The 21,441-nt window shown below is 44.5% G+C and carries 20 protein-coding genes; 13 read left to right on the forward strand and 7 right to left on the reverse strand.

Annotated elements, in window-relative coordinates; genetic code table 11:
- Positions 1-3 precede the first annotated feature (3 nt).
- From ACL934_RS01095 to ACL934_RS01110, 4 genes are all read right to left on the reverse strand, one after another.
- The gene (locus tag ACL934_RS01095; protein ID WP_374076871.1) at positions 4-687 is read right to left on the reverse strand and encodes a hypothetical protein; all 684 of its coding nucleotides are present in this window, start codon (positions 685-687) and stop codon (positions 4-6) included.
- Positions 688-772: 85 nt separating this feature from the next.
- Entirely contained in the window at positions 773-1,990 is a 1,218-nt protein-coding gene (locus ACL934_RS01100) for a hypothetical protein (protein WP_374076872.1), read from the reverse strand.
- Positions 1,991-2,097: 107 nt separating this feature from the next.
- Positions 2,098-4,302, reverse strand: coding sequence for a DUF748 domain-containing protein (locus tag ACL934_RS01105; protein WP_374076873.1), 2,205 nt, complete (start codon positions 4,300-4,302; stop codon positions 2,098-2,100).
- 41 nt (positions 4,303-4,343) lie between these two features.
- The gene (locus ACL934_RS01110) at positions 4,344-5,087 is read right to left on the reverse strand and encodes an HAD family hydrolase (protein WP_374076875.1); all 744 of its coding nucleotides are present in this window, start codon (positions 5,085-5,087) and stop codon (positions 4,344-4,346) included.
- 51 nt (positions 5,088-5,138) lie between these two features.
- On the opposite strand from ACL934_RS01110, the gene ACL934_RS01115 reads away from it, so the two are divergent.
- Positions 5,139-5,594, forward strand: coding sequence for a hypothetical protein (locus tag ACL934_RS01115; RefSeq protein ID WP_374076877.1), 456 nt, complete (start codon positions 5,139-5,141; stop codon positions 5,592-5,594).
- Positions 5,595-5,598: 4 nt separating this feature from the next.
- Positions 5,599-7,230 carry a glycerol-3-phosphate dehydrogenase/oxidase gene (locus ACL934_RS01120; protein ID WP_374076879.1) on the forward strand — a complete coding sequence of 544 codons (1,632 nt, stop codon included), beginning with the start codon at positions 5,599-5,601 and terminating at the stop codon, positions 7,228-7,230.
- Between the two features lie 3 nt (positions 7,231-7,233).
- Here ACL934_RS01120 and ACL934_RS01125 read toward each other — a convergent pair whose 3' ends face one another.
- Positions 7,234-8,427, reverse strand: a complete 1,194-nt coding sequence (locus tag ACL934_RS01125) for a DUF2252 family protein (RefSeq protein WP_374076881.1) — start codon at positions 8,425-8,427, stop codon at positions 7,234-7,236.
- 170 nt (positions 8,428-8,597) lie between these two features.
- On the opposite strand from ACL934_RS01125, the gene ACL934_RS01130 reads away from it, so the two are divergent.
- The 10 genes from ACL934_RS01130 to ACL934_RS01175 all read left to right on the forward strand — a co-directional run bounded on the left by ACL934_RS01130 (position 8,598) and on the right by ACL934_RS01175 (position 19,562).
- A complete protein-coding gene (locus ACL934_RS01130; protein WP_374076882.1) occupies positions 8,598-9,626 on the forward strand; it encodes a hypothetical protein in 1,029 nt (342 codons plus the stop codon).
- A 78-nt stretch (positions 9,627-9,704) separates the two neighbouring features.
- Positions 9,705-10,748 carry a rod shape-determining protein gene (locus ACL934_RS01135; protein WP_015089392.1) on the forward strand — a complete coding sequence of 348 codons (1,044 nt, stop codon included), beginning with the start codon at positions 9,705-9,707 and terminating at the stop codon, positions 10,746-10,748.
- A 54-nt stretch (positions 10,749-10,802) separates the two neighbouring features.
- A complete protein-coding gene (locus ACL934_RS01140) occupies positions 10,803-11,273 on the forward strand; it encodes a hypothetical protein (RefSeq protein WP_374076883.1) in 471 nt (156 codons plus the stop codon).
- A complete protein-coding gene (locus tag ACL934_RS01145; protein WP_374076884.1) occupies positions 11,254-12,204 on the forward strand; it encodes a hypothetical protein in 951 nt (316 codons plus the stop codon). Before ACL934_RS01140 ends, ACL934_RS01145 begins: the two co-directional genes overlap by 20 nt.
- A gap of 41 nt (positions 12,205-12,245) precedes the next feature.
- On the forward strand, positions 12,246-14,168 hold the full coding sequence (locus tag ACL934_RS01150) for an ATP-binding protein (RefSeq protein WP_413612946.1): 1,923 nt from the start codon (positions 12,246-12,248) through the stop codon (positions 14,166-14,168).
- A gap of 32 nt (positions 14,169-14,200) precedes the next feature.
- Positions 14,201-14,422, forward strand: coding sequence for a hypothetical protein (locus ACL934_RS01155; protein WP_374076888.1), 222 nt, complete (start codon positions 14,201-14,203; stop codon positions 14,420-14,422).
- A 65-nt stretch (positions 14,423-14,487) separates the two neighbouring features.
- Entirely contained in the window at positions 14,488-15,423 is a 936-nt protein-coding gene (locus ACL934_RS01160; RefSeq protein ID WP_374076890.1) for a hypothetical protein, read from the forward strand.
- A 136-nt stretch (positions 15,424-15,559) separates the two neighbouring features.
- Complete coding sequence (locus tag ACL934_RS01165; protein WP_374076892.1) at positions 15,560-16,231, forward strand: fimbria/pilus periplasmic chaperone; 672 nt, start codon at positions 15,560-15,562, stop codon at positions 16,229-16,231.
- The gene (locus ACL934_RS01170) at positions 16,228-18,645 is read left to right on the forward strand and encodes a fimbria/pilus outer membrane usher protein (RefSeq protein ID WP_374076894.1); all 2,418 of its coding nucleotides are present in this window, start codon (positions 16,228-16,230) and stop codon (positions 18,643-18,645) included. The genes ACL934_RS01165 and ACL934_RS01170 overlap by 4 nt, the downstream gene beginning before the upstream one ends.
- Complete coding sequence (locus ACL934_RS01175) at positions 18,642-19,562, forward strand: spore coat protein U domain-containing protein (RefSeq protein ID WP_374076896.1); 921 nt, start codon at positions 18,642-18,644, stop codon at positions 19,560-19,562. Before ACL934_RS01170 ends, ACL934_RS01175 begins: the two co-directional genes overlap by 4 nt.
- Before the next feature lie 54 nt (positions 19,563-19,616).
- On the opposite strand, the gene ACL934_RS01180 is transcribed toward ACL934_RS01175, so the two are convergent.
- Entirely contained in the window at positions 19,617-20,102 is a 486-nt protein-coding gene (locus ACL934_RS01180) for a hypothetical protein (protein WP_374076898.1), read from the reverse strand.
- A gap of 252 nt (positions 20,103-20,354) precedes the next feature.
- Between ACL934_RS01180 and ACL934_RS01185 the strand changes: the two genes are divergently transcribed.
- Complete coding sequence (locus ACL934_RS01185; protein ID WP_374076900.1) at positions 20,355-20,969, forward strand: hypothetical protein; 615 nt, start codon at positions 20,355-20,357, stop codon at positions 20,967-20,969.
- On the opposite strand, the gene ACL934_RS01190 is transcribed toward ACL934_RS01185, so the two are convergent.
- Positions 20,963-21,373, reverse strand: coding sequence for a JAB domain-containing protein (locus ACL934_RS01190; RefSeq protein ID WP_413612947.1), 411 nt, complete (start codon positions 21,371-21,373; stop codon positions 20,963-20,965). The genes ACL934_RS01185 and ACL934_RS01190 overlap by 7 nt on opposite strands.
- Positions 21,374-21,441: the final 68 nt, after the last annotated feature.

Consider the following 21,441-nt stretch of genomic DNA (forward strand, 5'->3'; position numbering starts at 1 on the left):
GCGTTAAGATCCACGGAGCTCTACTTGAGGCTCCTCAATCTCACGATAAATTTGATCGATCACTCGACGCTTCAGCGGAGATTCGCTGGAGGTCTCTTTATAAAGTTTCATAATTTGTGCGGCGATATGTTTTTTCGTATCGCCTGAGAATTGTTGATAAGCACTTTTTAGTACCAGCATTGAAGTCGCACCTAAAAGCTCATTCTGTTCTTTGATTCTATCGTTTGTGGGAAGAAGTTCCCCGCAAAGAGCTTCTGTCACGGAGCCTTTGCAAAAGTTCACGTACTCCACCCATTTGCCTGAAGCAAATTCGGCGATCTCGGATTTGGTCAGAAGACTTCCTGATTCAAATTGTTGATTGATAAGAGAATTAAAAATGATGTCGTAGCTGCGGGTTCTTTTAAAACCTTTGATCTCCGGTCCACCCATCAGACGCTGAATACAAGATCCCGCGACATATTTTGTGAGAAGATCGTCGTTGGTTTTGTAGGCTTCAATCAGGCAACGCAAAGGACGAGCCATATTGTTTTTAAGTTCTTGCGGGGAATGACTTTTCTTCGCAAGATCCAAAATTTGATCTTGATAGCTATAGAGATCCTCAGGTTCCTCGCGACAAGGCTCTGAAGCAAAAGAGAAACTTCCCACTAACAGACTACTTAAAATCAGAATTGTGTATTTCAATGCCATAAGGAAAGGCTATAAAGTTTTAAGGCGAATTCAAGGGGAAATCCGTGAACTCGCCTATAAGCCGCTTGGAGCATTGATTTCAGGACTATTCGCCTTGCAGCGCGCATTTCATCAGAATACCAATAGTATCGCCCATTACGTTTTGCAATGGACCAAAGTGGTTGTAGCTAACTTTGGAAGAAAAATGCAAACTCACGCAGCGCTCACCCGCAGGTTTCAGTTTTCCATTCACCAAGTTGCTAGGATGTGTGCGATAAGAGTTTGTCGTGTTCACTTGCACGCTGAAATTTTGCAACATGTAGTTCACACCACAGAACGCATTGAAAGTTTGATACGAACTTCCAAACATACGAACCATCTCTTGCCAACCTGTGTTCTTTGCAATCTGGCAAGTTGGATAAAGCTGATTCCATTGTTGAATGCAACCCTGAGGATCTCCACCAGCCACCGTGCCGAATTGGAAAAGGCCAATATTCAGTTTTGAAGCCGGATCTGATTGATAAGGATCATCATAGAACGCCACACCAGCAGGGCGACGATAATCAGAAGGAGCGAACTTCGCCGCAGTAGATTGACTCTTAGAAGAATCAGCCGTCGTCAGTGATTCTACGTGAGCCAAGCACATCATTGTTTTGCCCCAAAGTTTTTGCAACTTGATGTAGCCGTCGCGATTTCCCGACAAAGCCTCATCACGGTATTGATTGTAGCGAGCGATCCATGTTTGCGCGCGCTTGATATCTGTCGCATTTGGCATTTTTCGACCATCCAAAGTTTTGCTCAAAGTCGCCGCCGTCACGTCACACATTTTGTGACTTAAAAGGCTTGTCGGATAATATTGGGTTTGATCTTTTGGAATTTGGAAATAGCTAGAAACGTATCCCAAAGGCGATTTCATCGGGCGAGAATTCACTTCCACCATATAGCCAATGCGATCACCAAAGCTTCTTTTGTTATCTAGGTTCGTATCGCAATAATCGACTTCATGAGAGCCCGCCGTGGAGCGCTGTTTCGGAAGTTGATTGATCTTATAATAGTTTTCAACCGTTTGGATTGCGGGCTCAATGGATTCTTTCCACACATCCACTTGAAATGCATTTGTCATTTCAGCCGGTGGCAAAGCTGCCGGAGTACGAATGATTTTTGGTGGAGGAGTTGCCGTGCTTGAGCCAGAGCCCGATCCTGAGCTTGAACTTTCATTTGCCGGAAGTCGACTTCCCATTGCAAACGCTGTTGAGCTTAAGCAAGTAAGAGTGAGTAAAGTAACGCCCCATTTTTTTGCCGTCGTACCATGATGTGTATCCATGGTATTGATTTCGGCGTTCAAAAAACAAACTAGAGTCTTCGTTTTTTTGTCGACTCTTTAGACGGCGTTCCCCTGAAACCTTGTCTCAACATGGATCAGAAGGCGGCTTATTGATCTTTAATAGTGAGAAGAGCGTGAGAAGGTTTTTCATTTCCAGCTTTTGCTCCCGCCAACAAATACAATCGTTCCGCTGGAATTTTTTTATCAAGGATGGCTTTCATCACGATATTTCCGCGTGCAAGACATAAAGCTTTGAGTTCGTCCTCGGTGATTAAGATGGAGCTTGTGAGTTTCTTCTCTAACTCCGCAACAAGGCCCGCTTCATTTTTTCCATGGGCGGATTCGTAGCTGTCGACAAAGTCATTAAACTCGGATCTTTTCCAATTGGATTTGGCAAATGAACGTACGGCCGAGGCGCGATCTTTGTTCTTTTTAAGAAAAGGGTCCAATTGAATATCGAGACTTTTTTTCTGAAGTGCTTCGATATCTTGATCTTGATATTCACCGCGAATTTCTAAAGCTAAATTCGGGCGTTCATCCAGAGCCTTTACGAGCTGATCCATCTTTTCAGTTTGATTCGGGCTTAAAACGCTGGTGCCAGGTTCAAAGAAAACCATTTGCAGATCCGGGCCTCCACCAATGAGGCTTGCAAGAAAATCAAACGGAGCGGCAACGATATTGATCAACATATTTTTAAGGGCCGTCCAAATCAAATTCCCAAAAGAAAATGAAGGGGAGTTGACGTCGCCTTCCACAGGAAGTTTAAACTTAATCTGACCTTTACGATCCTTCATCAAAGCAAGGGCAAGCTTTAATGGCAGGTTTGTTGAATGTTCACTTTCAACTTTATCTCCGAGAGTGAATTGATCCAGCAGAACTTGGTTTTTGCCGCGAATGCGATTGTTCACAAGAGTGTAGTTCAAATCTAAGAACAATTTCCCTTTCTTGATTTCATATCCCATAAAGCGACCCGAGTACGGAGTGAAGGTCGTCATTTCGATATTATGGAAATCCACATCCAAATCTAAGCTAGGCCTTTTTTCTCCCGGAGTGACGTTGCCCTTGGCATTGAATTTTCCGTAGGCTTCCACAAGACCCGCTAAAGCGACATTGATCTTTTGATTCGCTTTTGGAGAAATCGGTCCGATAGTTCCATCAAGGCCATGAATATCGGCAGAGAAGTTCGGTTTGATCTGCTGATCCGCGAAAGCAACGGCTCCATTTGCGACAATAAGATTCGATACAAGGTAATCAAAAGAGTCCTTGGATGATGTCTTTTCTTCGGTGGGTGTTTGAGAAACTGGAGTGGTTGTCTTTTCATTCGTTATCGTTCTTAGAAATGTTTTGAAATTGAGAGTCCCATCTTTTCTTAAGATCACTGCCGTGCGCGGTTGGCTTAAATGGACTTCGTCAACGTGGAAACTCATGGGCACGGTTTTGAATTTGATATTCTTAAGGGCCATTTTCTCCCAAGAGAAAACGGGTTCTTCGACATTTTCCTGAGTTAGGCTCAATTCATGAATTTCAGAGGCGCCATCAAAGAGAACAACACCTTTTTGATATTTCAAATTACCAAGAAGGTCGATCGTGCCTTTTTGCAGACTGAGATAAGTTTTATCAGATAAGTAAGAGGTCAAAAAATCCAACGGCAAAGCCGCGACATCGAGATTGATATCCGCAGCAACAGGCTCAAGGCTTAAAGTCCCGCTGACTTTAACATGACCTTTTTCACCCACGGAAAAGAGCAGGCTATTTAAAGACGTCTGTGAGTTTAAAGAAGTGCTGATATTAGACGCCTTGAGATTCAAAGGACCCAGCGGCAAATCCAAAGGGCGCAGATGAGTGTTGTCGAGAATATCAAAACCACTGTTTTCAATCTGAATCTGTTCAAGAGTAAGAATCCAATCCGATTTTTCTTTGGATTCTGGCTGAGTTTTATCTTCTTTCATAACCCAGTTCGTGGCGCCGTCTTTAAAAATAATGAACTGCCCTTGAACAGCTTTCAACACCACGGAAGAAAAACGGATTTCCTTTTTGAAAAGGGGAAAGATCTCTAAGTTCAAAGAGAACTTCTCGAATTGAAGTCGGTTCTTTGAATCCGTCTTTCCATCAGCGGCGGGAAGTTTAAATCCCTCCAACGTCATTTCAAAAGTAAAGGGATTGAACGACACTTTTTGAATCTCAGCTTGGACTCCAAACTTCGCTTCAACAGTCTTACGAATTTGATCTTTTGCGATAAAAGGAACAAGAAGAAACCCCAAGATACAATAAAGTAAAAGGGCGGCGAGCACCCCAAGAGATATTTTCCTCACAAAAATTCCTCAACAATATCTGGTTACTGTTTCTGTATTAACTACACAAATCTGTGCGAGAGCCATCCAAACTTTTCGGCGTTCTGTTGAAGCTCATGCTCTGTTTTAAAAAGTTTGTCATCCCGGGACGCTGCGCTGACCGCCAAGCTAAGATGTGTGGCTGCTTGCAGCAGTTGATAGTCGCCCATCGTGTTGCCTGAAGCGAAGAACGGGAGTTTTCCTTTAGTTCTTTCCAAAAGAGCATCCACTTTTCCCTGGCGGTAAGTGATAAGGCCTTTTTGTAGATCTGTGATTTTGCCCTCTTGGATGAGTGTCTCAACTCCAATGACATTGTCTTTGCGAAGTCCGAGCATTTCAGCCCCCGGTTCCACCGCCCATTTGACCGAGGCCGTGATAATATAAATTTGCACTCCGCGAGACAGGAAGAGATCAATTATTCTTTTCTGTTCGAAAAAAACTGGAAGTGGAGCCTGTCCTTTAACGGCTTCAATGGCCCACTGGTGCACTTGCTCCAATTTGATTCCGCGACAGATTTGAGCTAGCCAAAGGTAGGCTTTTTGCGGGTTCTCTGCTTTCATCGACTCATAATGTTCCCAAGGATGTGGCGGAAGAGTCACAAGTTTGTTGTCGATTTGATAGTGGAAAAAAGTTTCCCCTAAATCAATATCCCAAAGAGTGCCGTCAGCGTCGAAAGCTGCAATGGGAGAAGAATCCTCTTTCAAAACTTGGTCTAGTGTCGTATTTAAGCGGTTCCAAATGTCGGTGGAATAGTCTTTGTATTTCATACTCTCTTAGTATGAAATAGGAACAGGAAAATGACAAGGAGACCTCAGGCCATGAGCCTTTTTTGCCGTGTGATTCAAGCGGACGATTTGCAAGATATTTTAGATCTGGAAAATAAAAAGCTCCAAGAGACGTATCCGGATGAAATGGAAAGAATGATGGCGGGCTGGAATTCAAAATTCCGCGTCGAAGCTCTGAATCATTATATCGCTCTGGGTTGGAGTTTCCTTGCCAGAGATCAAGAAAGCAACAAACTGATGGGTTACTTCATCGCGCAACCTTTGTTGTTTCTTGATGGCCACACTCAATCTTTGTGGGTGGAACATGTACAGCATTGTTCTTTACAGGCCAGGGATGAGCTCTGTGAGTTGGCTTACAAGTTGGGCCGTGAAAAACATCTTCAAAGAGTCTACTTCCCGAATGACAATGGTGTTCCAAACTCTGTGAAGTCATTTAAGCCTGAACCTTGGCAGCCAGGCACACTTTCAGTCAAGACGACGAAAGGATAAGCACATGAAAAATTTCTCTTTCGCGAACCGCATCCAGAATATCAACAAGATGAAAACTCAAGAGTTTGATCTGGTGGTCATCGGAGGAGGAATTAACGGCGCTGGGGTTGCACGCGATGCCTCCGCTCGCGGGATGAAAGTCGCTTTGATCGAGGCCCGTGATTTTGCGTCGGGCACATCTTCTAAATCCAGCAAGCTGATTCATGGTGGTATTCGCTATCTAGAAAACATGGAATTCAAACTTGTGTTCGAAGCTTTGAACGAGAGAACACGTTTGTTTGAAATGGCACCACATCTTGTTCATCCTTTGCGTTTTATGATCCCTCTGTATGAGGAAAGCCGCGTGGGCATGTTCAAGATGGGCTTAGGAATGTGGTTATACGATGCTCTTTCGTTATTCCAAGCGCCCGAAATGCATGAGCGTCTCAACGCGAAAGATTCTTTGGCAAGAATGCCAGCAATTCGCTCAACACATCTTTTGGGTTCTTACATCTATTCCGATGCATATATGGATGACGACCGCCTTGTTCACGAAACTTTGCGTTCCGCGAATGAAATGGGTGCGTTGTGCGCCAACTACGTGAAGGCAACAGGCGCTAAATTCACGGAAGGAAAAGTTTCCGAGATTCAGTGTGAAGATCAAGTCTCTAAAGAAAAGTTTTCCATTAAAACCCGTCACGTGATTAGCAGCGTGGGTCCATGGACAGACGAATTGGGACAAAATCTTTTGAAAGACTGGAAAAAGATTCTTCGTCCGACAAAAGGTATTCACTTAACTCTTCCGAAGCATCGTTTGCCACTTTCAAGTGCCGTGGTGATGGCGGCGGAAAAAAGCGATCGCATTGTTTTCGGGATTCCTCGCCACGACATGATTATCATTGGTACAACGGATACAGATTTTAAAGAGTCACCGGAAGAAGTCACAGCGACGCCGGAAGACGTTAAGTACTTGTTGTCGATCACGGACCATTATTTCCCAGGCGCTGAAATTACGGCTCACGACGTGATTGCAAGTTATGCCGGAGTAAGGCCGCTAGTTTACGATGGCTCTTCGACCGAAGGAAAAACCAGTCGTGAACACACGATTATCAAAGATCCTCGCGGCATTACCTTTGTAGCCGGAGGAAAATACACGACATATCGTTTGATGTGTGAACAAACGGTGACGAAAGCCCTCGAGGATTTCACTTTTGAAGAACGCGTGAAGTTTGCAAAAACAGATACGTCGGTTCCATTAAATTCTTACACAAGTGTTGAGGCTTTCCATCAGGCACAAGGTCTTTCCGATGCGTGGGCGCAAGAAACGGGTCGTCCTCTTGCAGACATTCGTCTTCTGACCGAACGCTACGGTTTGGAAGCAGAAGAGATTCTTAATAAGTACTCTGAAAAATACAGCTACTGGCAGTTAGAGGCCGCACAGGCCATCGACATGACAATGTGTCTGCATATGCGTGATTTCTATGCTCGTCGTGTGCCTTTGTTCCTGGCGGATCGCAATCATGGCGTGAAGTTCATGGATGAAATCGGCGAAGTCTTTCAGGAAAAGCTAGGATGGAATGAAGCTCGTCTAAAAGAAGAAAAGCACATGCTCACAGAGTACATGGCCCATGAAGTGGAATGGAAAAAACATTTCTAGGAATTATTTATTTTCCTGCTTCATCAGGTGAATGTAGTCATTTGATAAAGACATAAAGTGTTCGTACGAAGAAGACGGCTCCAATCTTTGAAGGAGCTTGTCGGCATTTGGCTGTGTTCCATGCCACCGACCCATTTGATTGGCGATATAAAGCGACATCTCGTGGGCGTCCTGCAAATCTTTTTTATCAGTGGTCTTACCGGGTTCAAGATCAAAATAAGTGGAAAGACGTTCTCTGACTAAGAAAACATCCTGACCGTTTTGAATAAATTTATAAGGTCCTTCGACCACTTCTTGAGGGCGGTAAATGCTGACTACTTGGTTGAAACGATCCAGTGGTTGAGGTTGAGTCGCATAAAGTGCAATGGCCGGAGAACTTTCAAGTTTAAACTCCCAGACGTGTTTTTCGCCGTTTTTTTCTAGAAGAAACCAAAAACGCGGCAGTCCAGCACTTCCACCGGACTCTTTCACCTTGTAACCGCGATCGAGAATCGTAAAATCGTGCATCGCATTTTCTATCACTTGAGTTGACCGCTGAAAAAGTTCTCGCACTTCTTTCGGAGCTGACTCAATAGGAGAGAGATCTGCCTTCTCCGTAAACTTGCCGTCTTGAGAAACCTTGTTCAAATACTTCTCTTGTTTTTCTCTAAATTGCGCGTCGGATTTTCCTTCAATAGCGACAAGGTAGCTTGGCTTTGTCATGGCCTTTCCATTTAAGCCATCAAGATAAGCATCGAAAAGTTGTCGCGAGTCCACCTTGAAGTCAGAGACTTGATTGCTCACAAAAAATCTTAAGAAGTCTCCCGCCAAAGGAGCGAGGACTCCCGCATCGTCAACGTCGATCAGCGCAAAATCTCGACCACCTTTTTTCAAAGGTACGTCTCCAAAATTCATGATGTGCGGATCTCCACTTACGATCCCTGTGACTTCCAATAAAGGGGATTTATTAGAGCGGAGCCAGTTCCAATAGTGAGGAGCGTTGGAGCGAAAGCCCATGAAAAGGTCACCGGGAACTTTTCGCCAAAGCCCGTCGATCACAAGAACTTGGGAATAACGAGAGTCGGTGAATAGAGAACTGCACATGGCGTTTTTGGCAATGGAAGTCCCTGGCGCCAGAAGGGCAAGCACCGTCAATAGACTCGACAAGCGAAGTCCATAAGATCGTCTTAAAATCTTTTTGAATAAAGATTTCGTCATATGTTTTTTAGGGAATCAAAAAGAAGGCCGAAGGTCACGCTCAAATACGTCACCGCTGTCAAAAAGTATGACGGCTCAGCAGTCCCGATTCGATAGTGATGGGTGATGATCTTGGTCCCATATTTGCTCATCTCGGGACGAGGAAGATTCCTCGAAAGAATAGGTTTGTCATGAATTTACGTATGCCTTTAGCGATTACTATGTTCACGTTGGCTCTTGGTGCTTGCTCAAATGGCGGTGGCGGCGGTGCGCCTCCCGTGACTCCGATCACGCCTAACAGCCCCACTCCTACACCGGTGCCGGATGTCGTCGGAGAGTTTTCTTACGAGTACATTTACAATGGTTGCTCAACGGGAAAGCATAAACTTCTTTCTAAAAAAGAATATTGCGATGCTCTTTTGAACGATGCCTTAAACAACAACTGCGCCCGCGAACTTCGTATTGAAGGTTACAACCGTCGTTGCACAAATGCTCAGCCCACAAGTCCCGGAACTTTGCCATCCGCGGGCACAGCTCGTTGTGTGGTGAATGGAATGGATCTTAAAGACAGAACTTTCTTGGACAATATCAACCCGTTCAATCCGCAACGTCGTCAAAGTTTCCGCGACATCTTTTGGGATGCAAGAAGACAGCAGTCTTATGACATTTTGTTTTCTGCAGTGGATTCTTATGGCAGAGCGAGTTTTGTGTTAACTCCGGCCGCGGCAAATCATTCAGCGATGGGTCAAATTCAACTGCAACAGCGCAAAGGTGCCGACTCCTTTTCTGTGACATCGGGGTTGGGGTCACAAATTCGAATGATTGTGACGAACTACAAGTTGGAAAAAGAAGTGGAAGCTGTTTGTCTTTCCGATAAGTCCTTCAAACGCCCGAAAGTCGCCTTGAGTGTTGTGCGTTGCTCGTATCGCCTGGGCCAGATGAGCGATAAATCTCCTCTGAAAGAAGAGTCATTTTCGTGGGATACGCGCCACTCGATTCAGAGAGAAATTTTCCGCAATCGTCATAATGAATCCATCGTTGTCCGTCTGAAACCAGCCGAGCAAGGACAAGACGAACGCGTCGAAATCGAAGCTGTCGAGCTGGATCTAGATAAAACTTTGCGAGCGGAGGGATCTTTGAATGAAGGTCTGCAAGTCCGCTATCAAGGTCGTCAGTCTAGGTCGGATCTCACGATCTCCTGTGCGCCTGCGTCAAAATAACAGAAAGATAGGTCTAAATATCTGCATTGACTCTGCTTTTCATCGCTCCTAGACTTGAGATGAAAAGTGAGAGTCAGCATGAGTTTTTTTGACAAAGTTCAAGATTATTTTTCGAATGATATTGCCATCGACCTTGGCACCGCGAACACCCTAGTTTACGTCAAAGGACGCGGGATTATTCTCGACGAACCTTCTGTCGTTGCGGTTCAAAAAAATTATCGCGGAATGCAGAATCGTGTTCTTGCTGTAGGTAAAGAAGCCAAGGACATGCTTGGTCGTACACCTGGAAGCATCGTTGCGATTCGTCCGATCAAAGACGGTGTTATCGCCGACTTCGAAGTGACTCAATCCATGCTTAAATATTTCATCGGAAAATCTTTGGGTGAGAAAAAATCTTTCATCCGTCCTCGTATCATCATCTGCGTTCCTTACGGAATCACTCAGGTGGAAAAACGTGCGGTGAAAGAAGCAGCCCAATCCGCAGGTGCTCGTGAAGTGTACTTGATCGAAGAACCAATGGCAGCCGCTATCGGCGCGGGTCTTCCGATCACAGAACCATCTGGCAACATGGTTGTCGATATGGGTGGTGGTACAACGGGTGTTGCCGTGATTTCTTTGGGTGGTATCGTTTACTGTAAATCAATCAAAGTTGCGGGCGATAAATTCGATGAAGCGATCGTGAACTACGTTCGCCGCCAATTCAACTTGTTGATCGGTGAAAGAACTGCTGAAAACATCAAAATCCAAATCGGAAATGCTTATCCATTTGAAGAAGAAAAATCTATGGAGATCAAAGGCCGTGACCTTGTAGCCGGTGCTCCTAAGACAATCGAAATCACTTCTTCGCAAGTGAACGATGCTTTGATGGATCCTTTGTCTGAAGTTGTCGACGCTGTTCGTACAGCTCTAGAAAAAACTCCGCCAGAACTTGCTTCTGATATCGTTGATAACGGTATTGTATTGACGGGTGGTGGTGCCCTTCTAGCGAACCTTGATGTTCTTTTGAGAGAGAGAACTGGACTTCCTGTATCTATCGCTGAAGATCCTTTGAGTTGTGTTGTTATGGGTTCGGGCAAAGTTCTCGACCAGCTAGACCTTCTCAGACAGCTTACAGTCGATTAGTATTAAGAAGTTGCTCCCGATTGTGGGACGACTTCTTCAGTAAAAAAGGTGTCAATGACTGAGGCCGACGTACAATCTATCGCTTTGTTTTTCTACTTTGCTTTGCTCGATGATCAAAAAGCGATAGAGGCTTCATCCCAGGCTCTGGCCCTTGGTCGAGCTCGCAAACACAGAAATCCCAATCTAAAAAATTCAGTCGCCATTGTCGCAGCTACAAAATCTGTCTGGGACAAATACAAAGCCCGCGTGGCGCGCGGTCGTCCCAACACCTCTGTAGAATCCGGATGGCTGATTCCAGAAGGTTTGGATCTAGGCCCTTGGCGCGAATTTCAAAAATCCGCTTCCGAGGACGAGCTTTTAACTGTGATCTGGTCTAAAATTTTGAAACTCGAAGACGACGATATCTCGGAAGGCTTGGGGATTACTCAAGGTACGATCCGTTATCGTTTGGGAAGAGCGCTTCGAAAACTGGGAAGTATGACCCAAGGTGTGAGTAAGTTAAAGCATGGCTCAGCAGGAAAATAAAATTCCCCTATCTAAAAAAGGCAAAAGGGAGATTTCTCCTTTTATTGGCCATGAACTTCTTTATGACTACCTTTCAGGAAGTTTGGATAAAGAGCGTCGTGCTGCCGTTGAAGATCACGTGAAGTTTTCACGGGATGCTCAATTGGATCTGACTAAAATTCAAAATGGACAAAGTTACGCAGAGAAACTCGCTGACACTGTGGTGTCTCAGCCAATCATTGCGCAAATCAGTGCTCCATCAAGTTATCTTACAGTCCTTATGCAAAAATCTAATTTCGACAAATGGCCTCAGGGTTTGAAGTGGGGATTGGAAGCTTTGGTTGTGGTGGTTGCTATCGTGACTTTGCTCACAGTGACTCCATGGCAAAAGGTCATGCAGTTGGGAGTGGGAACTGGTTCCAAAGACGTGATTTTGGCTGAAGTTTCTAAAAGCAGCGAAACAGCACCCGTGGTTGAAGAAAAACCAGAGTTCGTAGATGAAGGCGTTAGTAAGGAGCCTACTAAAGAACCAGTGGCGGAAACTGTCGCGGCTAAGACTGCGGAAACTCCAAAAGCAGTTCCCGCAGCTGCGACACCTTTGGCTGCTAAAAAAGAAGAAAAACCCGCAGCAGAAACTTCTCCGGCCGCAGCGTCTGGAGGATTTCTTTATCGTGGTGAGATTGCCGTCACAAATATTGATGTCATTGGTCCCAAGATCACTGACAAGATCGCCGAACTGGGCGGAAGAAAAGCCGGATCGGTGGAGTTAGGATGGAAGAAAACTCCGGGCTCTATGTATTACCATTTCACAATTCCTGAGGCGAAATATCAGGATCTTCTTACGTTCCTAGGAACTTACGGAAAACCCAAAGTCGGTAAAGAAAAACATCCGCGCGTTATGCCTGACGGTATCGTGCGTATGATCATCACCGTGGATGAAGCGAAGAAGTGAAAACTTTAAGGAAGAAACCTAAAAGGTCATTACGGACAATTTTGATCGTTTGGTTCGTCCTGTTTTCAGTTGTGCCACTGGCCTTCGTCACTGGTTATTCGATGGTGAAATACGAAAAGGCCATCGACCATGAGTTGTCACAACGTCTCAGTGGTAACGCCCGTGAAATTGAATTGGTTCTCAGTGACTTGCGCGCAAGCTTGCAGCAAAAGCGCGATAAGTACGTTCGTGATCCCAGTCTTATTTATCACGTCACTGTTGGTGATGGAGCGACGATTCGTTCGTTAACTTCGCAATGGCTTAAGACAGACAATATTTCGAGCCTGACCTTCTTTGATCGCGAAGGAAAAATGCTGGCGTCTGTTTTTAAAGACGATAAAGAAAATGTGCGCAGTTTTGTTCCTGTCCAAGATGCCGTTTTCCTATCGGCGAAATACATGGCCCAAGTCAAAGATCAAAAAGAAATGGCTTTGGCTGAATTTGGCGAAAACCAAAAATTGAATCTGATCTTAATTTCTAAAATCACCGGAGCGGGCGGACGCACGGTTGGATATGTTGAGCAAACAGCGGATCTAGATAAAGCGTTTGCAAACAAGATGAAGAATCGCCTGAAGCTTGAATTGATCGTCTTTAAAGAAGGTGGTCAAGTGGTGGTGGCAAGTCATCCAGATTTTTATCTCTATAAAAAGGATTTCTTTAAATCTTATTTCCGTCCCGGAGCAGAGCCTTTCTTTGATCTCAATGTCCGTGCGACACCTTACGGGTTTTTGATTTATCCAATTGATTGGGGCATCACAAAGTTCTATGTGGCATTGGGAGCTTCCAAGAGTGAGGCGAAAGCCGTCTTAAAAAATGTGAACTATGCGTTTATCACGGTCGTTGGCGCCGTGATCATACTTTTGATTCTGACGATTCTGGTAACTTCAAGTTGGGTTCTGAAACCACTGTACGATTTGGTCGAAGCACTTCAATCGTTTGAATCCCAAGAGCAAGCCGTCACAATTCCCGTTAAAAACGATACGGAGATCGGCCTGCTCACAGAGTCTTTCAACGAAATGAGTAAAAAGATCTGGCAAGCCCGTTCTGATCTCAGAAAAAAAATCACCGAGCTTGAGGCAGCTAATAAGGAACTTAAAGACACGCAAACCAAACTTGTCCATTCGGCAAAGATGGTGAGTTTAGGTCAGCTCGTTGCCGGTGTTGCCCATGAATTGAATAATCCGATTGGTTTCATTTACAGCAATATGACGCATCTTAAAGAGTATTCAGAAAAGCTGATCACTCTGGCAGAAATCGCTGAAAAAGATCCACCTAAGCTTCATTCATTGAAAGAAGAATACGAATTTGACTATATCGTGAAGGACTTGCCGAAGCTTGTGGCGTCTTGCCAAGATGGGGCCCGTCGCACACGTGATATCGTATTAGGTTTAAGAAACTTTTCACGCCTCGAAGAAGCGAAATTGCAAGAGATCGACGTTCATCAAAGTCTCGATACCACTTTGAATCTTCTGCAAGGTGAAATTAAAAACCGTATTGAGATTCACAGGCAGTATGAACCAACTCCGTTGATCCACTGTTATGCAAGTCAGATCAATCAAGTCTTTATGAATATCCTTTCCAATGCTGTTCAAGCTATCGAAGGCACGGGGCACATTTGGATTTCAACGACGGCATTGAAAGACTACAAGGGCTCTAAAGACCGCCGGGGGTGGGTGCAAGTCTCAATTCAAGACAGTGGTAAAGGTATGTCAGCAGAGACTTTGGAAAAAATCTTCGATCCATTCTTCACAACAAAAGGGGTGGGTCAGGGAACTGGTTTAGGTCTTAGTATTTCCTACGGAATCGTGCAAAACCACGGAGGGGAAATTCAGGCGCGCTCAGAAACGGGCGTGGGCACAGAATTTATTGTGATTATTCCGGTTTATCCGCCGATTCAAGAGAAGAGTCCCCAACTTCCGTCCTAAAGCTTTCGTCTAGAAAGTCCGAGAAGTTCAGTATGAGACTTCCGGGAATACTTCTTATTGCTGTCATGGCTTCTTCGACTGCTTCTGCGAAAGACAGTTTGTATTTGGCGGGCACGGTGCCGCTAAAAGCAGAAGTCAGTGTTCAAGCTACGAAAGAAGGTCCCCCAAAAATCATTTCAAAAAGTTCTCCTGAACTGAAAGTAAAAGTCCACAAGCGCGCTCCTGCATCTGTCGTGGAAGTTCTCGCTCCTTAGTCTAGATAATGTAGATTTAGTTTGTGTAACTATAGTTAAACAGATGTTTAGATTAGTCTGAAAACGTGAATCTAAACACATTTTTATCAATTTATTATTTTTTAGCAGTTCTTTTATTCGCGGGGAAAGCGCTGGCTCTCTGTTCGAATTTATCGATCTCTTCCATCCAAACTCTCGTGGATCTAAATTCTTCTGCGCAACAAACTTTGGTGATCGAGGTCAGTACAGGAGTGATTCAGTTAGGGAGTTGTTCCTTCGCCCTCACTTTTTCTTATGGAAATGGCGGTCTTTCAGCTCCACACCGGGCGCTTCAACAAAGTAGCTATCGTTGGAATTATACTCTGGCAAAAGACCTTGCAGAAACTCAGATACTTCCCTCGTCGGCGGATGCCACGTCGGCAACCGCGCTCATCGGCTCTATTCCGGCAGGACAATCTAAAGGCACAGTCACTTATCACATACTTTTAGATCAAACCAATCCTTGGCAACGATTCGGATCGTACTCAGATGTTTACTCAGTTCGGCTCTATAATGATGTTCTCGACCTATTAACCCTTCCTTCAGACACCAAATCGGTGACCGCCCAATACACTGCTCCCAAAAAAGCGGATCTTTCGCTGGTTAACAGCGGCGGCGTTTTTGATTTGAGCGATACGGCGCAAACGATCAACTTTGGTGTTTTGAATTCAGGGGCATCTTCTTCTTTCGATCTTATTCTTAAGTACAATGCGGGTTCTAGACTTTTGGCTTCCTCTGACAATGGAGGAAATATGAAACACGCAACTGCCGCAGATCTCATTCCCTATTCAATGACTTTGAACGGAGTCGCTATAAATTTGAACGGCTCCAGTACTTCACCCGCGCTCCTCATAAATACAACTGGTGTATCACCAGCATCAGGTTCTATTCATCCGGTTTCAATCACATTAGGGAATGCGGGGGGAGTCAGTGCGGGCTCTTATAACGACAAAATCACATTCACCATCGAGTCGACAGAGTAGGTCTGGTCTAGGGCCAGTTGTTAAGACTCACCCAAAATGGCGATTTTCCCCTCGGTATTATTCGCATAACCTGATTTATATGATCAAGATTCTGTTAAGAATATTACCGCTCATAATTTTCATTCCAGATATTTCAATGGCATTTCGTCTTTCTCCCATGGTCGTCAGATTTTCTCCGACGGGAACAGCGTCGACACAGGTGTTGACGTTAGAGAATACGGGAACTGATAAAGTGCCGATTCAAATCGAAGCATTCACAAGAATAGAAAATGAAAAAGGCGAAGAGGTCCGAAAGAAGACGGATGATTTTAATATCTATCCGGAACAAATTGTCCTTCTGCCGAATGAAAAGAGAAATGTTCGTGTCACTTGGTCGGGTGAAGTGGCGGAAGAAGAAAAAGCATATCGAATTATCGCTTCGCAATTGCCTGTGGAATTTCGTGATCGCAATTCAAAACCTAAAAAACCGGGCGTGAATTTGAACTTCCTACTGCAATACGTGGCTTCGGCATACGTTACTCCTGATGGAGCCATTGCAAAAATTAAAATCAAAGACGTGAAAAGCCTCGACTCCAAAAAAGTGTCCGTAGTTGTTGCCAATGAAGGAACGGCTCACAAAGTTCTTCGTGTAAAAAAATTGAAACTGCTTTCAGGCGAAAAAACGGTGGGGGAAATTGAAAACCCCAAAGAGTTTGAAAGTATCAACCTGCTGCCGGGTTCCCACAAGAATATCGTAGTAACCTCTCCGAAAGAAATCACAGGTGCTTCACTACGCGGTGAGATCGAACTTGTGGAGAGCGGTGATTGAGATTTTGCCCTAGTTTTCTTTTTGTTCTGTTAATGCCCTTTATCTTTGCGCATGCTCAAGGACCACGTCCGGCATTGGCAAAACCGTACCTCGTGGCTCCTCTTCTTCTGGATGGAAGAGTCATTGGAGAATCCTGGATTTTTCCTCGTGACGAAAGAAAAAATTTTGCCGTAGAGGCTAAGCCTCTTTTAGACGGCCTTCGTCCGACGTTGAAAGAAAACCTTTTCCTCAATCTTGAAAAACGTGTAACTCCGGAAGGAGTCCTCAGTCTTTACGACTTAGAATCGTCAGGCTTGAGTGTCTTCTTTGATGAAAGCTCCCTGGAAGTGCGTTTAGATCTGCCTTTGAAATATCGAAAAGGCAGCGAGCTTAATATGAACTACATGGAAGGCTTGGGACAATCCTTTCTCCGCCCGGAAGGCCATAGCGGTTATCTGAATTTCAGAGCACAACAATCTTATCAATATGGAAATGGTGTTGAAGATAGAAAACTTCCCGTCACCGGGCACGTGGACCTTGTTGAGAACATAAATGGTTACGTTTTGGAATCCATGGCGGATTATTTGGAACATGCGGATCATCCGTGGAAGAGACAGGACACACGCCTTCGCCATGACGATGAAGAAAACATGATTCGCTACACCTTGGGTGATTTAACTTTGGGTTCACGCGGATTTCAAATATCTCCTAACGTCGCAGGTCTTTCTGTTGTACGTGAATTTGCAATTCAACCTTACAAAACTCTTCGTCCTTTAAGTAATACCGAAATAGTTATCAAGCGGCCTTCCTTGGTTGAAATTTACGTCAACGGTTTTCTTTTCAGTCAAATCCGATTGGCACCAGGAATATTTAATGTCCGTGATTTTCCTCTGGCGTCGGGTCAGAACAACGTGAAAGTCAAAATTCGCGATGATCTTGGGCAGGAGGAGACCTTCGACTTTTCCGTGCTTTTTGAAAACACTCTTTTAGGAAAAGGCGTTCATGAATTTTCTTACGGTGTGGGTCTTCCTTGGACAGAGTCGGGTGCTGATCGCGCTTATGATAACAAAGCGGCTTTCGGAACTCTTTTTCATCGTGTGGGTTTAAGTGATCAACTGACATTCGGATTAAACTATCAAAACTACTTGTCGCAAGCACTGACTGGCCTGGAATTTTCTGGAATTGCGGAATGGGGATATCTTTCTATAGAAGGAGCTTACTCCACGCAAACTCCGCAATTGGAAGGATACGCAGAGCGCTTGCGCTACCGAACGTTGGATAGAATGTTCGGCAAAGATGTGCCAGTCATTTTAACAGTGGAGGCAGAAAACCGGGATGCCCAGTTTATGCCGGTTTCGGTGATGAACTTTGGTATTATTAATTATCTTCGCCGCTACGATGCCCAGTTGAATTTCCGCTTTGGTGGTGCTTCGGTTTTTGGAGTGGGGGCCGGGTCTTTGGAAATGCCTGCTGGCGAAGATCAGCGCGTGTATCGTGCAAACTTCATTGTCCCGATCAATCAACAAACACGCTTTGAGGTCAGTTATAATAAAACTCTAGCGGCGACAGACGAGGAAAGATGTTTTGTTTCTCTATATTGGAATGAAAGCCAAGGTAAATACAGCGCCAGTGCTTACTATGATTCCCTCCAAAAAAGTTCTAATGTTACAGTCAACCGTAACAATTTATATAAATATGACGACGTTCGTATGAGCGCTTCAGCATCCAACGCTGAAGAAAGCACGTCAGGAAACTTGTCGGCGGAATACCTGGCTCAGCCGTACGGTGTGCGATTGGATCACTACAGTCTTCATCAAGATGGTGCTGACACCAGTACAACGAGTTTGGGTTTAAACACGGGATTTGCATGGGTGGGTTCTCATGGAGCGTTCACTCAACCAATTAATGACAGCTTTGTTCTTTTGTTTTCTGAAACTTTGCCTCGCGGCCAAGAACTGGTGGTCAATCCCCGAGGCATTCGGGGGGAGGCTCATCTTGGGCCACGGCATATCACGATTCTTAGAGATCAGTCAGCTTACTACAAAAGCACCGTCAACGTCGATTCTACCTCTTTGCCTGTTGGATACCTCCTGGATAAAGAATACTACGGAATTCAACCAACATATCGAAGTGGTATCTTGATTGATTTGAATTTAAAGAAAAAAGTCATGGTGAAGGGGCGCTTGAAAAACAACAAGGGTGAAGCTCTTGGTTACTTCGCCGGAGACGTGATGAACTCCCAAGGACAGCTTGTTGATAACAACTTTTTCACAAATAAAAATGGTGGCTTCCTTATTGAAGGTTTAGAGCCTGGTGAATACAAAGTTCTGACAGATCATCCTGAATACGCCCCGGTAAGCTTTCAGGTGCTTGATGGCGCCGAGAGCTTGCAGGATTTAGGTGAACTTGTTTTGAGTGAGGGACAGAACCAATGAAGAATTTCGCATTAGTCCTTCTTTTATTTTTCATATCGAAAAATGTTTTGGCTGCTGATTGCACGAATATGCAGTTGCAAACATCACAAACGAACATTGATTTCACGAGCAGCTCAAGTGTCCAACCCACATTTACAGTGAAGGCGAATACGAATCCTGGAAGCTGCAACTTTTTTATTACCTTTGATTATGGTTCTTCAAGTTCAGCCACCAATCGAAGTTTAAAAGTCGGTTCGGATCAGTGGCCATTTCAACTATCAAAGAATGCCTCTGGAACACAGGTTCTGAAGCGCATTCCTGATGTTTCCAGTAATAGTGACGTGGTTACAGGATTTTTGGCCGCTGGAAATAATGACCAGCAAGTAAATGTTTCTTATTGGGCTCTTCTAGATACTTCAAATCCGTGGCTGCGTTTTGGAAACTACACGGAAACGATCACAGCCACTTTATACAGAGGCACGATTTCAAGTTACTCGCTCATAGATTCAAGAAGTATTAACTTTAATTACAATGCTCCAAAACGTGTGGATATCTCTGTGGTTTCCACGGGAGGATCTTTCAATATCAACGATACGACCGAGACGATGAATTTCGGAGCTCTGTCATCGGGTGTGACGCGAAGTTGTGATGTCGTTTTAAAATTCAATGCGGGCTACATGCTCTATGCTTCCTCAGCAAACAACGGGCGCTTGAAGCATCAAACTTTAAGTCAGTACATCCCGTATACGATTTCTTTCAGAGGGAGTGCGGTGAATTTAAATGGTTCTTCGTCATCACCGGTTCAGGTTCTTCGCGAACTCGGTCGGTCCCCAGCTAGTGGTTTGGTGATTCCTGTTTCAGCGACGATCGGAACAGTGGCGAGTCAGACAGGAACATATCAGGATACAATCACTCTCACAGTGCAATCGGCAGAATAAAAAAGGTCTGCTTTTAGCAGCAGACCTTTTTATTGGTGATTCTAATTTTATTTCTTAGTTAGCTACGATAGAGACTGTCAATGTATCTTGGTAAGTTCCCGCTGGTGCCGTTGCAAAAGCAGTGACTTCAGCAACAACTGCTGAAGTATCATTTGTCAAACCGGTCAAAGATGTCACGTTTTTAACCATAACACCGCCTACTGTTGGCGTCACAGCCGCTGCGCCATCGTAACCGATTTTATAAGTCGTCTTTTTAGAAGAGTCTACAGTGTGCACAAGCTCGCCACCTGTTGGTGAAGAGATATAGATTTTATAACCAGCCAAGTTGTTTGAAGTTTCGGCTACAGAAGCGACGTTTTTACCAGCTTCACCAACAACGATATTCAATGTTGTATTGTTTGTTCCGTTAGCCGTAACAGTCACATCGTTAACAGCACTTACCGTGCCTTGAAGTAAAAGTGTGCCGGTGCTTGCAGCCATAGCTGTGCTTCCCAAGGCTAGAGTAGACAATACGGCAGTTGCAAGTTTCGTGAATTTCATGGAAGGAACCTTTCAAATTTGTTAAGTACATTAATTAATTTTCACTGAATCTTTACTTCACGAGGCGTGCCACGCATTAGATCAAATAAACGTGTAACCGGGTGTAGTCCGTTGCTTAGCCCTTATACAGTCATGCAAAAAAAGCTTAACATCGCCCAAAAGGAGGGGGCTGTTGTTAAGATCGTGTCCCAAAATGATACGAGGAAGTCTCTTCTTCTTAAGAAATACTTATGGAATCCCGATAAGGCTTTTATGACATCCCAGAAGTCAAATAAGGAAAGATCTATGCTTTTGGCTTTGCTGCTTTTTATAGGAGCGGCAGGGTTGATATTTGCTTATCTGGGAACTGAAGATCCGAAGCCGAAAGTGCAAGGGCCATCGCCGACGGCGAAGTCAGAAAAGTTTGAAAAGTCGGTGAATAAACATCTCATGTTTACGAATGAAAAAATGGAATTGGAACGTCAACGCATGCAAGTTGAAAACGCGCGTTTGTTGAATTCGGATTTTAATTCCACGCAGCCACAACGCGCCTATCAGAACGAAAACAAGTTGGATCTTTCTTCAGACACCCGCGCTCAAGATCTTGCTAATGAATTGGGTCGTGGCGAGCGCGCAGAGGATTACTCGACTCCTCACGATGTTGTTCAAAAAGAACTTTTCAATGAACAGCAAGCGCGCAGTTATTCACAAGCTTACAAAGAAGAGTACGCTCGTCAGTTTATTGAAAACGCCCGTCGTGGTGGATACAAAGTTATTCTAAGTGAAGACTTGAGTCGCGTGATTTCCGTGACGCCCATTCGCAACCCAGGTCAAAGTTTTAATACCAATATGGAGCTGTTCGGCTCTGGTTCCGACGCTCTTCAATAAAGATATTTGTCAGAGCTTTTCTTCCATTTTTTGAAATATCCCTGATCGGCCATGCTGTAATACTGTGACGTTGTCATGATGATGTGATCGTTCAAAGGAATTTGAAAGAGTGTGGCGAGCTGGTGAATCTTTCGGGTTAAAACGAGGTCCTGCTCTGAGGGGAGAACCTGATCGCTCGGATGGTTGTGCGCCATGATAAATGAACTCGCATTGCATAAAATGAGTATTCTAAAAATATCCCGGGGATGAATCAGGCAATGGTCGGCGGTGCCGCGAAAAACCATATCCTTTTTAATCACTTCCATTTGTGAGTTAAGTGCGATTAACCATAACTCCTCGGCATAAGGATTGATTTGCGCACGGAGACATTCGAAAGCTTGGAGACTTGAGGACACTTCAGTCATATTTTTTTCCATATGCAAAATAAAGTGATTCAGGAACTGAAATAAAGCGTTTCTGGGAGACGGTTTGG

It is taken from the genome of Bdellovibrio sp. HCB-110, assembly GCF_047323225.1.
Taxonomy (GTDB): domain Bacteria; phylum Bdellovibrionota; class Bdellovibrionia; order Bdellovibrionales; family Bdellovibrionaceae; genus Bdellovibrio.

What these genes read in the sequence shown, in the direction of transcription:
- ACL934_RS01125 (WP_374076881.1), bottom strand. Translation starts at nt 8,427, where the DNA reads ATGACGAAATCTTTATTCAAAAAGATTTTAAGACGATCTTATGGACTT.
- ACL934_RS01095 (WP_374076871.1), bottom strand. Translation starts at nt 687, where the DNA reads ATGGCATTGAAATACACAATTCTGATTTTAAGTAGTCTGTTAGTGGGA.
- ACL934_RS01190 (WP_413612947.1), bottom strand. Translation starts at nt 21,373, where the DNA reads ATGACTGAAGTGTCCTCAAGTCTCCAAGCTTTCGAATGTCTCCGTGCG.
- ACL934_RS01130 (WP_374076882.1), top strand. Translation starts at nt 8,598, where the DNA reads ATGAATTTACGTATGCCTTTAGCGATTACTATGTTCACGTTGGCTCTT.
- ACL934_RS01135 (WP_015089392.1), top strand. Translation starts at nt 9,705, where the DNA reads ATGAGTTTTTTTGACAAAGTTCAAGATTATTTTTCGAATGATATTGCC.
- ACL934_RS01145 (WP_374076884.1), top strand. Translation starts at nt 11,254, where the DNA reads ATGGCTCAGCAGGAAAATAAAATTCCCCTATCTAAAAAAGGCAAAAGG.
- ACL934_RS01175 (WP_374076896.1), top strand. Translation starts at nt 18,642, where the DNA reads ATGAAGAATTTCGCATTAGTCCTTCTTTTATTTTTCATATCGAAAAAT.
- ACL934_RS01165 (WP_374076892.1), top strand. Translation starts at nt 15,560, where the DNA reads ATGGCATTTCGTCTTTCTCCCATGGTCGTCAGATTTTCTCCGACGGGA.
- ACL934_RS01140 (WP_374076883.1), top strand. Translation starts at nt 10,803, where the DNA reads ATGACTGAGGCCGACGTACAATCTATCGCTTTGTTTTTCTACTTTGCT.
- ACL934_RS01110 (WP_374076875.1), bottom strand. Translation starts at nt 5,087, where the DNA reads ATGAAATACAAAGACTATTCCACCGACATTTGGAACCGCTTAAATACG.
- ACL934_RS01180 (WP_374076898.1), bottom strand. Translation starts at nt 20,102, where the DNA reads ATGAAATTCACGAAACTTGCAACTGCCGTATTGTCTACTCTAGCCTTG.
- ACL934_RS01185 (WP_374076900.1), top strand. Translation starts at nt 20,355, where the DNA reads ATGACATCCCAGAAGTCAAATAAGGAAAGATCTATGCTTTTGGCTTTG.
- ACL934_RS01155 (WP_374076888.1), top strand. Translation starts at nt 14,201, where the DNA reads ATGAGACTTCCGGGAATACTTCTTATTGCTGTCATGGCTTCTTCGACT.
- ACL934_RS01115 (WP_374076877.1), top strand. Translation starts at nt 5,139, where the DNA reads ATGAGCCTTTTTTGCCGTGTGATTCAAGCGGACGATTTGCAAGATATT.
- ACL934_RS01100 (WP_374076872.1), bottom strand. Translation starts at nt 1,990, where the DNA reads ATGGATACACATCATGGTACGACGGCAAAAAAATGGGGCGTTACTTTA.
- ACL934_RS01120 (WP_374076879.1), top strand. Translation starts at nt 5,599, where the DNA reads ATGAAAAATTTCTCTTTCGCGAACCGCATCCAGAATATCAACAAGATG.